A 14,958-nucleotide genomic window follows, 5' to 3' on the forward strand; every position below is an offset into this window, starting at 1 on the left:
ACAAGGTTTTGAAAACCTTGCAGGAGAACTTTGCGTTTATTTTAAAAGCCCAACTTTTCGTTTCCATTCCTCATAAAAAGGAGGATTCGTCAACATCAAATTACCTTCTTTATCTAAAAACACCTGAACAGTTTCGCCAGTGCAGGCAACTTCGCCTTGCGCGTCAATAATTCTAAAGCGGTAAATTATTTTGGCGGCTGGTGTATCGACAACGGTGGTTTCAATCGTTACAACATCGCCGTAACGCAAAGACAATTTGTGTTCGCATTTTGATTTTACAATGGGTGTGGTGTAACCGGTATTGCCAATATCTAAATACGTAAGTCCGTGTTTTCGTCCAAAGGCTTCTCTTCCATCTTCAAAATAGGTAATATAATGTCCGTGCCAAACGATTCCAAGCGGATCAGTTTCGTTAAAACGAATTCTGATTTCGTGCGAAACGGTTAGGGAAGTGGCTTCGTTATACTGTTCTTTTCTTTTTGTCATAAAATAGGGCAATGGAAGTTGTGATTATAAAGAACAAAAATAGCAAACTTATTTTTGGGATGATTTCGACGAAAGATCCGTTGCGCAATAACACATCATAAAAAGCTTCTAATCCCCAATTCATAGGCGATGATTTGGCGATGATTTGCATGACTTTTGGCATCGCAAAAACGGGAACCCAAACACCACCAACGGCGGCTAAAATGATTACACTTGTTGCGCCAAACGGAGCTGATTGTTCTTGTGTACTCGCAATAGTTCCCAATAAAATTCCGAAACCAATGGCACCAAAACCAGAAAATAAAGCCACAACACTCATTAAAAACAAATGTCCTTCAACATTTAAAGATGGCAAGCCAATATGCGGAAAAAGGAAAATCGCCACCGCAACCATCATATAAAACTGAATCATACAGATCATTAAATACGTAATTGTTTTTCCGATGATGATAATTAAATTCGAAGTTGGATTGGTCAACAAACGCACAAATGTTCCCTGTGATTTTTCTTTTACAATATTGATGGACAACGGAATCACGATAAAAAATATCGCAAAAAGGGTCCAGGCCGGAACGTTGTGCTGAACCGAATTGGGCAATACTTCTTTGTTGTTTATTCTTGGAATTATTTCTTTGAAAGTGATAAAACTCTTTTGTTCGAATTGCGCATTTTCTTCTCCCAATTGATTTTGAAAAGTTGTATAAATGGACTTGGTTTCAATCTGAGAAATCATTTTGTCAATAGCGTTCATAACCGAAGTTTTGAAACTCATTTGAACAGCCGGATCAAAATACAATTTAACTTCTTTTTGCTGTAAAACTTTCGAAGTTTTCGGTTCGGCAACAGAATCTGTAAAACCCATTTTGCTCACAATGTTCTGCACATTCTGATCTACTTTGGCTTGTAAATCGACACTTAGATTTTTCGGAATTACAATCGCCAGTTTAAATTTTCCTTTGTAAACATTTTCTTTGGCAACTTCTTCTGTAATTGGCTGATTGTCGATTTGTGTTACAACATCGAATGCATTGTTCTTTTGCAGATTATCAAAAACGGTTTTTGAAACCGAACCTTTGTCGTTATCTACCAATAAAATCTGAATTTTATTGTCGCTTACGGTTTTAAAGGTACTATCCTGAATGATAGTAACCGTGATTACCAATATCAAAGGCATGATGAATAGAATAATCAATCCACCTAAATCGCGTTTAAGCAGTAAAAATTCTTTTACGACCGACATCCAAATTTTATATAGCATCTCTAAAGTCTTTACCGGTTAATGAAATAAAAACTTCTTCGAGATTTCTCGCTTCTTCAACAGACGCAATCAAAATGGACGGCGTGCCTTGGGCGTAAATTCGGCCTTGGTCTAAAATGGCAATCATGTCGCAGAAATCTTCAGCTTCCGCCAAATGGTGCGAAGTATAAATAATCGTAGTTCCGTTTTGGTTTAATACTTTCAAATAATCCAAAATAGCATTTTTAGATTGTACATCAACACCAACGGTTGGTTCATCCAAAAACAAAACTTTGGGATTGTGCAGAATTCCCGCAATCAAATTGACTCTTCGTTTCATTCCACCCGAAAAGGTTTCAATGCGTTTGTCGGCGAATTTTAAAAGTCCCAAAAGATCTAAAGTTTCGATTACTTTATCTTTTAAATCAGAACCTTTCAAACCGTACATACTTCCAAAATAATGCAGATTTTCGCGAGCTGTCAAAGTTGGATATAAGGCATATTCCTGAGGAACAACACCAATGATTTTTTTGATTTTGGATGAATGGTGCGAATAATCGAGATCATTAATGGTAAAATGTCCTGAAGTTGGTTTTATCAATCCGCAGAGCATGGAAATTAAAGTGGTTTTTCCAGCACCATTCGGACCTAATAATCCAAAAATCTGACCTTCGTTTATGTCCAGCGAAACGTCGTTCAAAGAAAACATTTCTGCGTCTTTGTACTTTTTCGAAAGGGATTCTATTTTTATGATGGAATTCAAAATATAGTTAGCTGATTGCTTTTTTTAGTTTTTTGAAAAAGATTTCTTCGCGATTCGCAATGTCCAAAAGTTCGTCAGCGATGGCATTGTAAGCGTCTTCTTTGGCGCTTCTGTTTTTGTAAATTCGGGAAGCTTCAACAGCAAAATCCCTCCAGGAATCTCCAATTTGGGTCATTTCTTTCGACAGATTTTTCAATTCTTCATTACCCAAAATAACGGAAGCTTCTTGTAAAAATGCAGCATAAATAAAACGAAAACCACCGCCTCCAGTTCCAATTTCTTCCTGCATGCGCACCATTTGCGCCAGGTAATGATTGGCTTTTCTGACACCATGTTTTGCCGGCCATTTTCTGATTCGGCGGGAAACAAATTTTATTCCGCGAACACCTACAATTGGCATTGGCGCCAGCATAGTGCGACACGTATCTTTGATTCCTTTGATGATGGCACTTTTAAAATCAACTTCACCCGGAACCTGAATTGGATAATACATTTGGCCTCTTGGTGCAAAAGCCCCTTTGGCAAAACGTACTTTCTCTAGTTCATTATGCGTCAAAGTTGTAACGGTTTCCATCACAGGATCACTGATCAAATAATCGGTTTCGGTTTTTCCGTAAACGACTAAATTATGCGCGTTGAAATGAAAACGGTATTCATCCGGAAAATAAGTAAGGTTGTAAACGCCAACTTGTAATCCGGTTGGAATATTATTTTTTAAATTTTCGTCTAAAGCCTGAGTGGCATTTGAAACAGAAGAAAATTTTTGTCTTTTTATTTTAAGATTTAAACGGCTTGCGACTTTATTAAAAATCTGTCCCGGCAAAGTTCTGTAACTGATGGCAGGCGCGTGATTTACTTTTATAAAAGGCAAATACACGAACAAAAGTCCGGAACCAATTCCGAAAACCATCGGCTCACTGATATTCAGTCCGCTGTTTTTTAGCAAATTTGAAGCTACTCCATTTTCACAATGAGCAGATTGATGGTGTGTAAAAGTAACTTGCATTAATCTGTTTTAAAGTTTTTTAATTCGGCTATTGAAATGTCAAAAGCGTCGGCATATTTTTGTAAAGTTTTGTCGTTCAATTTAGCGAAAATAGCTGGTTTAAAATGTCTTTTTACGCGCCATTTCCACATGTCTACGTAGCCGGCAAGAATCGTAAGGTCCATTTTGTTGAGTTCCATATAATAGCAAATCGGACTTAATTCTCCAATCTGAACTTTTAGTTTGGCTTCTTCGGCACGTTCTTTTATATCGTCAATTGCATTCGAAAGGGCAATGGCTTTCGGTTCCCAGCCGGTACTTAAAGCGGTTGTATAATTGCCGTTTTCATCGGTAGCATAAACCAATTCTTTGAGGTTCTTTTTGCTTAAATTTCCATCGTGCTGAGGTACATTTTCTTTTTCCATGACGGGATTTTATTTTCGATTTAGCATTAAGTTGCTGCAGAAATCGTCTTTTGAATAAACAAATTAATTTCGCATTCTAAAAGTATTTGGTCTTCGAGTAAGCTTTCACAGCTCATCGTGCATAAAGTATAATCGTCGCCAACAAATTTTGATACCAAAGTTGCTTTGGTTGTAATTGTGTCGTTAACTTTTGGCAATGAATATATTTTTAGATTTTTTAAGGCGCTGATAAAACCTATAACGTTAATATTCTCATTTTCTGTGCCATCATCCTCAAAAAAATACTTTTTGCCTACGATTGACGAACAAGTCTGAGCTGTATTTTCGATTAAACCGGCTTCTGTAAAAATGTTTTTATCGACAAAAATATTGTCTTCTTTGATCAAAAATATGGTTTTTACGAAATTGGCATCGATATCTAAAATCAAATCGACCATCAGCATCGGAGCGCGATGAGGCAAGTAATTTTGGATGTCAACTCCCACTTTCATATTCTTGTTTATTTGGCTAAAACGGTTTTCATTTGCCCGCTTGCAATTTCTTCATTATTTAAAAAAGTCACAATATCAACCAAAGTGATTCCGCCAAATTCCTGTAAAATTGTAATTGTCGATTGAATCGTATCGTTGATTTTTGGCAGTTTTTTAATTTCGATATCTTTAATCGAACCGATATAGCCCGTTGGTGCAATTTCGTTTTTCAAAAAAAACTGATAACCGGTATGCAATGCCACAGACTGCGCCATATGTTCGATTAAACCTGCTTCGAGAAAAGTATTTTCTTCTAAAAAAATATTGTCATTCTCAATTCTCAATCCTGCAACCAATGAAGTTTCAGAATAAGAAAACATTCGATCTACCATTACAAAAGGAAACTTCTGTGGTAATAAATTCCCAACCGCTTCTTTTTCTAAAAGTATAGTAGTTTTCATTAGCAAACGGTTAAATAAGCATACGCAAAAGAGAATCTTCCACTTTCAGGAACAGACAATAAAATGCGGTCGCCTTTTTTTAATTTACCGGAATTCATTAATTCTTCAACAGCGATATAAATCGATGCTGAGCCTACATTTCCAACTCTCAAAAGGTTCATAAACCATTTTTCATCGGCAATTACAATTCCTTTTTCGTTTAAGCCATTTCTTAATCCTTCAACAAAAAAGTGAGACGAAACGTGAGGTAAAAAATAATCAACATCTTCTGCTGTAACGTTGTGCTTTGTCATGGCATCGCTCATACTTTCAACGCCTTTTGGCAAGATGAATTCATCCAATAATTTTACATCCTGTTTCACAGCAAAAACAGATTCGTTTAACCATTCGTCTGGTTTGTAATCGCTCCACGGTTTGATTTCTCCGTTTTCTAATTTATCTCCTCCTGCGTACATACAAGCTTCTAATTCGAAGGCATAGGAATATGATTCCATCCATTCGATTTTTAAAGAAATATCTCCGGTTGGTTTATTTTCTAATAAAAAAGCACCAGCTCCGTCAGATAACATCCAACGTAAAAAATCTTTTTTGAAAGCGATAATGGGCTGAGCTTCCAGATTTTTTAGGTTGATGATTTCGTGATTGTATTTTTGTGCCGAAAGCCAGGTCGAAACTTTTTCAGATCCTGTACAAATAGCATTTTTAGAATTTCCAGATCGTACTGAAAGAAAGCCATATTTCAGGGCATTCATTCCAGAACAGCAGATTCCGGTTGAAGAATTCAGTTCAACCGATTTATTTTTTAGCAAACCGTGAACCATTGCGGCGTGTGAAGGCGCAAAAAGATCAGGTGATGAAGTTCCGCAGGAAAGTACTTCTACATCCTGATCTGAGAATTTTTCATCAAATAATTGTACAATGGCATTTCGCGTCAATTCGGCATTGCTGTGTGTACTTTTACCTTCTTTGTCGACAGCGTAATAGCGGCTTGTAATTTTATTATTACGCAAAATAATACGTCTTGCCTTTGAGGCAGTATCATTTATAAGTCCCAAATAGTTTTCCATTTCATCGTTTGAAACAGCATCGTTGGGTAAATATTTTGCGGCTTTGGTAATATATACGTCAAACATAATTTAATTTCCTCTTCTAAACTCCCTGATAATATTGAGTTTCCTTTTTTATTTTTTTGAACTTAAATGGATAGGTAATAAGATGCAATATATAGACTATTGGCGAGATTAGCCATATAGCTAAGAATAAATAAACATAAAATATTTTAAGAAGTGTTTTTCTGTTTTTTTGATTTTTATGAATGATATTAGACCATTTATTAAAAATTTTATTCGCAGTTTTATCTACGGTAACTAAATATGAACTGATTTTTACAGCGCCAATTTCTGCTAATTTTGGCTGTAAATCGTCTAAATTATTTTCTTTAAATTGGGAAAGCATTACTTCTCCAAATTTATCCGATTCCTGTATGTCTTTATCCGAAACGCCTGGCAATGGAAAAAAGCCTAAATATTTTTTCTTTACCCCGGAAAACATCCAGTTTACAATCGTAATCACGCTAATTAAATTTCCAACACGATCGACCAAAGCTACATTTCCAACCAATTTTGCATTCACGTCACGTAATAAGACTTTGACTTTTTCCTGCGCCATAATCCACATATTTCGGGATCCGTTTATGGTAATAACTGGTGTGTTGTTCAGAATGGTTTTGGCCTCAGCACTTTTTAGAAAAGAGTTCATCGGGATGGATGGCGATAAATACCAAACCTGATAATGTAAAAGAACAAGATCGTATTTTGTATTTAGAATTTCCTCAGAAACTGGTTTTAAGGCCGTGGGAATTTGTAAAAAGGATTCCGGAAAAGCATCAAAAAAAGTGGTTTTATTCCACGGAAAAGGAAAAGGTTTTTCTAACTGAATTTCGTGAAAAGTTACTTTTATATCCTCTGAATTTAAAAAGGGTTTCGCAATATTTCGCGCAATCGATTCTAGTTGCCCAGATTGAGAATAAAAAATAACGAGGACATTTTTCATTTGATTAGGAAGCTTTGGTTGCAAACAAAAATAAGTAAATTTATTTAAACGAATTTTCTTGTTTAATGGAATGTTTTTTCGTCACGACCCGACCTAAGGGAATAGACGAAGTAATTCACGAATTAAAAATCAAACGTGCAAAAAATTAGATTAAATGTATCTAGCATAGCCCGAGGTTTTAACCTTGGGACGCAAAGAAATGTAACCACGATCTATATCAGTCTCCCAAGGTTAAAACCTCGGGCTATGTTGCATTAATGCTAAAAAAATTCGTGAAAATTCGTGAAATTTGTGGCAACCTTTTTATCACTTCAACTCATTCCAAAAATCAAAATAATTAAACCATTGCAAAGGATATTTTTGCAGAATGCTTTCAACACTTTTTACATATTCCTGTAATAATCCTTTTTCATCGCGATGTTTTACGGTGGCTTCTCGTGCATACAAATGATAATGAAGATTTGGTTCTTTCATTACATAAACAAAAACAACAGGTACTTTTAATCTTGAAGCAATTAAAAATGGTCCTGCGGGGAAGTTGGCTTCTTTGCTGAGAATTTCAGTTGAAAGCGATTTGGTTCCTTCAAAATAACGATCTCCGGTAAAACAAACTAATTCGTTGTTAGCGAGTGCGGCGTTGATCTCAAAAATATGAGACAAGTCGTCTTTGATGATGATGAATTTTACGGTAGGTTTTTGGGTAACACTCTCCAGATAATTTTTAATGGCCGAATGTTCTAAGTCTGTAGTAACCAGATTGATTTGAAATTCAAGATCAATATCGCCTAAAAAGTGTTCAGCAATTTCAAAATTTCCAACATGGGCACTGATTAAAACCCCGCCTTTTTTCTCGGCCAAAAGTTTTTTCAGGATTTCTATGCCGTCAAATTCATAAGTGAATTTGTTTCGCATACCTGCCGAAATCGAAATTTTGTCAATAATAGTCTGTCCAAAAGTGTAGTAACTTTTGAAAACCATTTTTTTTGCCTGGAAATTGGAGTAGTGGAGCCTTTCTTTAAAATAATAAAAAATAGCGCGATTGCTCTTTTTTAGAAAAAAAAAATAATAAGAAGCAACAAAATAAAGTAAGACATAAGCAGACTTTACACCCGCTTTTTGTATCAAAAAAACGAATATTCTATAGCCTAAAACTGTTCCTTTTGATTTGCCATCCCATTGACTCATTAAGCAGTTTTTGCTTTTATTTTGGTTTCAATAAGGTCGTAAAAATTTTGAAAAGTCGCGATCCCAACAAAATCAGCTTCAACTAGTTTTACACCAAAGTTAGATTCAATTGAAACTACTAAATCAACATAATCCAAACTATCCAACCCAAGTGTATCCTTTAAATTAGCATCTGGTTCAATTTCATCATTATCTACTTCAAATTCATCAACCAAAAAACCATTAATTCTCGTTATAATCTCTTCTTTATTCATTGTTCAATTTAAACTTTTTAACCACCAACGCAGAGTTGGTTCCTCCGAAACCGAAAGAATTGGACAAAAATATGTCAAATTTTTTGTTTAAAGTAGTTTTGACCAAATTTAATTTAGAAGCATCTTCATCCGGATTGTCTAAATTGATGTTTGGCGCAATGAAATCATGCTGCATCATCAAAATAGAATAAATGACTTCACTAGCTCCTGCCATCCAGCATTCGTGGCCAGTCATTGATTTTGTGGAACTTACATACGGATTTTTTTCTCCAAAAACTTCAAAGATGGCTTTAGCTTCATTTCCGTCTCCAACCGGAGTTGAAGTGGCATGTGCATTAATATATTCGATATCTGTTGCTTTTAATTTTGCGTCGTCAAGTGCTCGTTGCATGGCTATAGACGGGCCTTCAACATTTGGTGTTGAGATGTGGCCGCCGTTTGAAGAGAATCCGTAACCTACTACTTCTGCAATAATATTGGCACCTCTGGCAATAGCAGAATCATAACTTTCCAAAATTAAAGTGGCACCTCCGCCGGACGGAATTAACCCATCACGGTCTGAATCAAAAGGTCTTGACGCTTTTGCAGGTTCGTTTTCTCTGTTTGAAAAAACGCCCAAACCATCAAAACTGCTCATCGCATATTTGTTGATTTCCTGTGCACCGCCTGTAATAATAATATCCTGAAAACCACTTTTTATTAAGAAATAAGCTAGTCCAATAGAATGTGAACCGCTTGCGCAAGCTGCACTTACCGTTAAATTGATGCCTCGAAGTTTAAAAATGGTTGAAAGATTCATTGTAACCGTCGAATTCATCGACTTGAAAATTGCTCCGGATCCTATTAAAGCGGTATCTTTTTTCTCACGAACAATATCTGTAGCATCAATAATGGCTTTAGAAACACTATCATTTCCGTACATGATTCCCACCTCACGGGCATCAAAAAATGCATCGTCGATATTGGCATTTTTCAATGCTTCGATGGTTGCCATATAAGCATACTCGGTTTCTTCACCAATGCTCATACGTTGTCTTCGGGTCAATAAATTTTTCAAATCTGCCTTTGGAACAACGCCCGTTAAAGCCGATTGAAAACCAAATTCTTTTCTATCAGCATCAAACTGAATACCAGATTTTCCGTTGTATAAAGATTCCTTTACTTCATCTAAAGAAGTTCCGATACAAGAATAAATTCCCATTCCAGTAATTACAACTCTCTTATTCATCGTTTTTTAATGTGATTTTTTAAACCTCGTGTAATTGTTTTTAATATCTAACTTTTGGTTAAGAAATAGTAAACCATCGTTATCAATTTTATTTTGGAGGAGTAATTTCCTCTTTTATTTCATCAGCCAAAGGTACTAATTCATTCTTTTTGGGTATCGCCCAATAAAAATCCCAACTTTTATTTTTCTTTAGGCATGCTAAAATAAAATCGCCACGACCAATATCTTTCATATATAATTCTTCACATTCATCGGTTAAACGATTAAATTTATAATTTTCATCTTCTGTTGTTTTTCTCCAGGGATTTTCAAGAGAAACTTCTTCGCCTAAAATCATTACCGTTTCAGGTTTGGTTAATCTTGTAATAATGAATAATAGAAGTAAAATTGAGAAAAAAGTGATTATTACATATTTAGCTATCTTCATCTTTTTAAGTTAGTTCCGAATTATATTTTAAGAATAAATACCTCCGTTTATATTGATAATTTCGCCGGTAATATAGCTTGATTTTTTAGAAATCAAAAAGCTTACCAAATCTGCTACTTCTTCGGCTTCGCCAAAACGATTCACCGGAATTAGCTTTAATAATTCTTTCTCGTCCAGCTGGCTTGTCATGTCCGTTCTGATAAAACCGGGGGCGACAGCATTAACCGTAATATTACGTTTAGCAACTTCCTGAGCTAATGCTTTTGTTGCGGCAACAATGGCGCCTTTTGCAGCTGAATAGTTGGTTTGTCCAGCCGTTCCTTTTACGCCCGAAACAGAAACCATATTTACAATTCTGCCATATTTATTACGAAGCATTTTTTGAATAAAAAACTGCGTCACATTAAAAAACCCGTTTACACTTGTGTTTACCACTCCGTTCCAGTCTTCGGGAGTCATCCACATAAAAAGACCGTCTTTTGTAATTCCGGCGTTATTTACAATAGCTTCAACAAGTGCTTCAGGATTGGCTTCCTGCCATTTTGTTAAAACGCTTTGAACTTCTTCAAAATTAGAAACATCAAAACCTAAGATTTCTCCGGTTGCACCTAATTTTTGTATTTCCTGAAGTGTTGCTTCGGCAGCTGTTTTATTCGAATGATAATTAATCAGAATATGATAATTGGCATCGACGGCTAGTTTTTTACAAATAGCACTTCCAATTCCTCTCGAACCTCCTGTTACTAATACACATTTCATATTATATAGATGGAATTTATTTTTTACTGAAGAAAATGTTATTTCTTCTTTTTTACTGCAGGTTTAGCTGCGGTTTTGGTTGCAGGTTTAGCCTGTTTTATTTCCTGTTTTGGCTTTTCAGCTGCAATTTCGATTGCCTCTTTTTTTTCTGTTTGAGAAAATAGTTCGGCGTTTTCAAACCATTGATTGCTTACAACAGTGCCGTCAGGGTTAAGAAATCCCCATTTTCCTTCGTTTTTTACTCTTGCAACACCACCAATAAATCCTTTATCCTGCTGTACAAACATGGCTATAATTCCGTTTGCCGTGATTCCGTATTGTGTGGGGATGATTATTTTTCCAGTTTCGTTGATGAATCCCCAGTTTTTTTCTTTTACCGGAGCCAGTCCGTTTGAGCTGAAAACTTCGGCATCACTATAAGTTGGTTCAATTACAAATTCTGCTTTTGGGTTGATGTATCCCCATTTTGAACCCACGCAAACCGGAGCTAAATTTTTTGAGAAAGCTTTTGCTTTATCATATATAGGCGTAATGACCCAGTTTCCTTTTAAGTCAATGAATCCAATTTTTCCGTTCTTTTTGGCAAAAGTTAAATCCTGTGTTTCAAAATCCCAGATTTTTTCGGCTCCGTCGACCGGAATAAATTTTCCTTCGCTAACAATTCCGAAAGTTTTATCCTTTCTTGCCCAGGTTGTATTTTTAAAATAATTGCCTATTTCATCATAAGCAGGCTCTACTAATTCTTTTCCTGAAGTATTAATAATGCCCCATTTTTTATTGTTTTCAACTCTGGCGAAACCATTTTCAAAAGGTTTAATCTGATCGTATTTCGGTTCCAGAACTACGTTCATTTTTGGATTTATCAATCCCACTTTATTATTCTGTCTGAAGAAGGCAACGCCATCTTTAAAATCAAATAATTTTTCAGAAGCTGGTGCTTTCTGAATTTCTCCTTTTGTATCAATATAAACCCATTCCTTACCTTTTTTAACAATGGCAATACCGCTGTTGAAATCTTTTGCATCATCAAAAGTTGCCGGAATTGTAAAAGTTCCTTTTGTATCTATGAATCCCCATTTTCCATTTTCTTCTGCTGCAGCTAAACCTTCAGAAAAGCTTCTTGCTGATTTGTATTTTGGCTCAATTTTAAAATCTCCGTTTTTGGAAATATATCCAATTTTAGAATTTTTCTTAACTAAAGCCAGTTCTTGACTATTAACAAATTGAATACAGCATGCAAATAAAAAAATAAGTGTTTTTTTCATGATTAAAGGTTCAATATTAATAATGTGAAAATTAAAATTTAACTGTTGATCAGATAATCTTTTACTTTTTGTACAAACGGATACATTACCTGATCTTCCTTAAATACCGGAATTATATTGCGAACATCGTCGTACCATTTTTTGGTAACCGATGAAATTTTATCTTTTTGGTTTAAATAATCTATTGCCTGAACAATGGTGATCATTTCGATACTTAAAACTTCAAATGCATTTTCGATTACTTTTGATGTAATTACGGCTGCATTTGTTCCCATACTTACAATATCCTGATTGTCATTATTGTTCGGAATACTGTGAACGTACATTGGGTTAGACAACATTTGGCTTTCGGCCGTTGTTGAGGTTGCAGTAAACTGAACACCCTGCATTCCGAAATTAAATCCTAATGTTCCTAAATTCACGAATGGAGGAAGAATTTCGTTGATTTTTGAATTCAGTAAATAATTCAATTGACGTTCTGCCAGCATCGTTAATTTGGTAATAACGATTTTTAACTTGTCCATTTCAAGCGAAATATAATCGCCATGAAAATTACCTCCGTGATAAACGTGTTTGTTTTTTACGTCGATAATTGGGTTGTCGTTTGCCGAGTTAAATTCGTCTTCTAAAATAGAAGCTACATTATTGATTGTTTCTAAAACCGGACCTAAAATCTGAGGTACACATCTTAAAGAATAATATTCCTGAACTTTTTCTTTGAAGATTTCTTCGGTGTTTTCTCCAGAATATAAATGGTCTTCTCTTTTACGAATTAAAGTACTGTCAGAAAGATTTTTTCTCATTCTTTCTGCCACTTCCTGCTGCCCTTTATGACGTTTGGTTTGGTTTAATTCTGCAGAAAAATGATCGTCATACGCCTGAACCAATTCGTTGATGGCGCAAGAACATTTTAAAGACCAGTCTAGTAATTTATTGGCGTGATGCACATTGACAACACCAATTCCGGTCATAACCGAAGTTCCGTTAATCAAAGCCAAACCTTCTCTGATTTCTACCTGAATCGGTTTTAAACCTTCAATTTCGAAAACCTCCGGAGTTGGTCTTCTTTGTCCTTTATAAAAAACTTCACCTTCACCAATTAAGACCAAAGCCAAGTGTGATAATTGTACTAAATCGCCGCTCGCACCAACGCCGCCGTGTTCAAAAATAAGAGGTGTAATATCTCTGTTGATTAATTCAGCCATCAAGTGGATTACTGAAGGATGAACTCCGGAATTTCCTAAGGAAAGCGTATTCAAACGAGCTAAAATTGCCGCTTTTGCACAAACGGGACTTAATGGTTTTCCAGTTCCTGAAGAGTGACTTCTAATTAAATTATATTGCAGCTGGATTTGGTCTGACTCTTTAATTCTATATTGAGCCATTGGTCCAAAACCAGTATTTACACCATATATTACTTTGTTTCCTGAAAATTCTTTCAGAAAGTTAAAGCTTTCGTTTACTCGATTTAAAACTACATCGCTGATCGCGACTTTATTATTTCCAAAAATGATAGACTCGAATTCTGCTAAACTTAAATATTCATTAATTGTATTCATCAAATCGGTTTTGATTGTGCTAATTTAATTTTATTTATCAAAATAAATGTAGTTATTTTGATGAAGGCAAATGTAAGTTAATAATCGATAACATTTTTATTATGACAAAGGAGTTTGTTGATGTTTTAGTGATTGGTGCAGGACCTTCAGGATGCGTTTCGGCATCGTATCTTCATAAGAATAATATAAAGATAAAGGTGGTGGAGAAAGCAAAATTTCCAAGACTTGTGGTCGGCGAAAGCCTTATTCCGCGGGTAATGGATCATTTTGCCGAAGCCGAACTTTTTGAATGTCTTGATGAGATGAATTTTGAGAAAAAACTGGGCGCTCGCTTTATCAGAGGAGAAGAAATTTGTGTTTTTGATTTCAGTCAGAAATTTGGAGAAGGCTGGGATTGGACCTGGCAGGTACCACGTGCTGATTTTGACAACACGATGGCGCAGGAGATTGTTCGAAAAGGAATTGACTTAGAATTTGAATCGGAGGTTTTGGAAGTTTCTTTTGAAGGGAAAAATTCAAAAACCATTGTAAAAGACAAAGACGGAAATTTAAAAGAAATTCACGCTAAGTTTATTATTGATTCCAGCGGATACGGACGTGTTTTGCCAAGACTTTTAGATTTGGATACGCCTTCAAAACTAGATCCTCATTCTTCGATATTTACCCACGTAAAAGATATAAACAGACCGGAAGGCGAGGAAGGAACCCAGATTTCATTTGATATTCTGGAAACCGAAGTTTGGTTATGGGTTATTCCGTTTTCAAATGGAAACACCAGTTTAGGTGTTGTGGGTCCGACGGATTTCATCAATTCGCTTTCAGAAAATAAAGATAATGCTGAAGCGTTGCGAAATGCCATTCAAAAATCGGATTATTATATCAAAAGATTTAAAGGAACCGAGTTTTTATTTGAACCGGTAAAACTCGAAAATTATTCAAGAGCAGTTAAAAGAATGTATGGCGATGGTTTTGCATTGACAGGAAACAGCTCGGAATTCTTAGATCCGGTTTTTTCTTCGGGAGTTGCTTTTGCGACCGAATCCGGAATGCTGGCTGCAAAATTATACATCAAAGAATCGCAGGGAATTGAAGTCGATTGGGAAACCGAATTTACGGGTTACATGAAAAAGGGAATTGCTGTTTTTACCACTTACGTGAAAGAATGGTACACCGGAAACCTTCAGACTTTGTTTTTTCATCAGCCTGAAAACCTCGATGTAAAAGAAAAAATTTGTGCGGTATTAGCGGGATATGTTTGGAATGAAGAAAATCCTTTTGTAAAAAAACACGATCATGTGATCCAGAATATGGCCTATTTACTGAATATGCAAAAAGAACAAAGCGCTGAATAATAATATGTTTTATCGTAATCTAGCAGACTAGAAAGATATTTAAATGAAAA

17 protein-coding genes are annotated in these 14,958 nt (G+C 35.6%); 1 reads left to right on the forward strand and 16 read right to left on the reverse strand.

The genetic code is table 11. The features are described from left to right. Window positions 1-36: 36 nt before the first annotated feature. From AC3ITQ_RS05475 to flxA, 16 genes are all read right to left on the reverse strand, one after another. Complete coding sequence (locus tag AC3ITQ_RS05475; protein WP_072970089.1) at window positions 37-486, reverse strand: acyl-CoA thioesterase; 450 nt, start codon at window positions 484-486, stop codon at window positions 37-39. Further along, window positions 461-1,744, reverse strand: a complete 1,284-nt coding sequence (locus tag AC3ITQ_RS05480; RefSeq protein ID WP_489237142.1) for an ABC transporter permease — start codon at window positions 1,742-1,744, stop codon at window positions 461-463. The genes AC3ITQ_RS05475 and AC3ITQ_RS05480 overlap by 26 nt, the downstream gene beginning before the upstream one ends. Then, window positions 1,734-2,432 carry an ABC transporter ATP-binding protein gene (locus tag AC3ITQ_RS05485; RefSeq protein WP_489237143.1) on the reverse strand — a complete coding sequence of 233 codons (699 nt, stop codon included), beginning with the start codon at window positions 2,430-2,432 and terminating at the stop codon, window positions 1,734-1,736. The genes AC3ITQ_RS05480 and AC3ITQ_RS05485 overlap by 11 nt, the downstream gene beginning before the upstream one ends. 61 nt (window positions 2,433-2,493) lie before the next feature. Continuing rightward, window positions 2,494-3,492 (reverse strand): BtrH-related acyltransferase DarH, encoded by a 999-nt coding sequence (darH, locus tag AC3ITQ_RS05490; protein ID WP_375030875.1) that lies wholly within the window; start codon window positions 3,490-3,492, stop codon window positions 2,494-2,496. Beyond that, window positions 3,492-3,896 carry a flexirubin biosynthesis protein DarG gene (DarG, locus tag AC3ITQ_RS05495; protein ID WP_489237144.1) on the reverse strand — a complete coding sequence of 135 codons (405 nt, stop codon included), beginning with the start codon at window positions 3,894-3,896 and terminating at the stop codon, window positions 3,492-3,494. The genes darH and DarG overlap by 1 nt, the downstream gene beginning before the upstream one ends. Window positions 3,897-3,922: 26 nt before the next feature. Continuing rightward, window positions 3,923-4,387, reverse strand: a complete 465-nt coding sequence (locus tag AC3ITQ_RS05500; protein WP_489237145.1) for a hotdog family protein — start codon at window positions 4,385-4,387, stop codon at window positions 3,923-3,925. An 8-nt stretch (window positions 4,388-4,395) separates the two neighbouring features. After that, window positions 4,396-4,827: a hotdog family protein gene (locus AC3ITQ_RS05505; protein ID WP_489237146.1), complete on the reverse strand. Its 432-nt coding sequence runs from the start codon at window positions 4,825-4,827 to the stop codon at window positions 4,396-4,398. Beyond that, window positions 4,827-5,960: a dialkylresorcinol biosynthesis protein DarB gene (darB, locus tag AC3ITQ_RS05510; RefSeq protein WP_489237147.1), complete on the reverse strand. Its 1,134-nt coding sequence runs from the start codon at window positions 5,958-5,960 to the stop codon at window positions 4,827-4,829. The genes AC3ITQ_RS05505 and darB overlap by 1 nt, the downstream gene beginning before the upstream one ends. Before the next feature lie 16 nt (window positions 5,961-5,976). Then, window positions 5,977-6,879 carry an NADPH-dependent FMN reductase family protein gene (locus AC3ITQ_RS05515; RefSeq protein ID WP_489237148.1) on the reverse strand — a complete coding sequence of 301 codons (903 nt, stop codon included), beginning with the start codon at window positions 6,877-6,879 and terminating at the stop codon, window positions 5,977-5,979. A 306-nt stretch (window positions 6,880-7,185) separates the two neighbouring features. Next, window positions 7,186-8,064 carry a lysophospholipid acyltransferase family protein gene (locus tag AC3ITQ_RS05520; protein ID WP_489237149.1) on the reverse strand — a complete coding sequence of 293 codons (879 nt, stop codon included), beginning with the start codon at window positions 8,062-8,064 and terminating at the stop codon, window positions 7,186-7,188. Then, window positions 8,064-8,318: an acyl carrier protein gene (locus tag AC3ITQ_RS05525; protein ID WP_026982485.1), complete on the reverse strand. Its 255-nt coding sequence runs from the start codon at window positions 8,316-8,318 to the stop codon at window positions 8,064-8,066. Before AC3ITQ_RS05525 ends, AC3ITQ_RS05520 begins: the two co-directional genes overlap by 1 nt. After that, complete coding sequence (locus AC3ITQ_RS05530; RefSeq protein ID WP_489237150.1) at window positions 8,311-9,546, reverse strand: beta-ketoacyl-[acyl-carrier-protein] synthase family protein; 1,236 nt, start codon at window positions 9,544-9,546, stop codon at window positions 8,311-8,313. The genes AC3ITQ_RS05525 and AC3ITQ_RS05530 overlap by 8 nt, the downstream gene beginning before the upstream one ends. 88 nt (window positions 9,547-9,634) lie before the next feature. Further along, window positions 9,635-9,973: a hypothetical protein gene (locus AC3ITQ_RS05535; protein WP_489237151.1), complete on the reverse strand. Its 339-nt coding sequence runs from the start codon at window positions 9,971-9,973 to the stop codon at window positions 9,635-9,637. 27 nt (window positions 9,974-10,000) lie between these two features. Continuing rightward, the gene (gene flxB, locus AC3ITQ_RS05540) at window positions 10,001-10,732 is read right to left on the reverse strand and encodes a flexirubin biosynthesis SDR family reductase FlxB (protein ID WP_489237153.1); all 732 of its coding nucleotides are present in this window, start codon (window positions 10,730-10,732) and stop codon (window positions 10,001-10,003) included. 38 nt (window positions 10,733-10,770) lie between these two features. Beyond that, a complete protein-coding gene (locus AC3ITQ_RS05545) occupies window positions 10,771-11,997 on the reverse strand; it encodes a WG repeat-containing protein (protein WP_489237154.1) in 1,227 nt (408 codons plus the stop codon). Window positions 11,998-12,035: 38 nt separating this feature from the next. Next, the gene (gene flxA / locus AC3ITQ_RS05550) at window positions 12,036-13,556 is read right to left on the reverse strand and encodes a flexirubin biosynthesis tyrosine ammonia-lyase FlxA (RefSeq protein WP_489237156.1); all 1,521 of its coding nucleotides are present in this window, start codon (window positions 13,554-13,556) and stop codon (window positions 12,036-12,038) included. A 101-nt stretch (window positions 13,557-13,657) separates the two neighbouring features. Between flxA and AC3ITQ_RS05555 the strand changes: the two genes are divergently transcribed. Beyond that, window positions 13,658-14,908 carry an NAD(P)/FAD-dependent oxidoreductase gene (locus AC3ITQ_RS05555; protein WP_489237158.1) on the forward strand — a complete coding sequence of 417 codons (1,251 nt, stop codon included), beginning with the start codon at window positions 13,658-13,660 and terminating at the stop codon, window positions 14,906-14,908. The last annotated feature ends 50 nt before the right edge of the window (window positions 14,909-14,958 follow it).

Source organism: Flavobacterium sp. KH_001 (genome assembly GCF_057840745.1).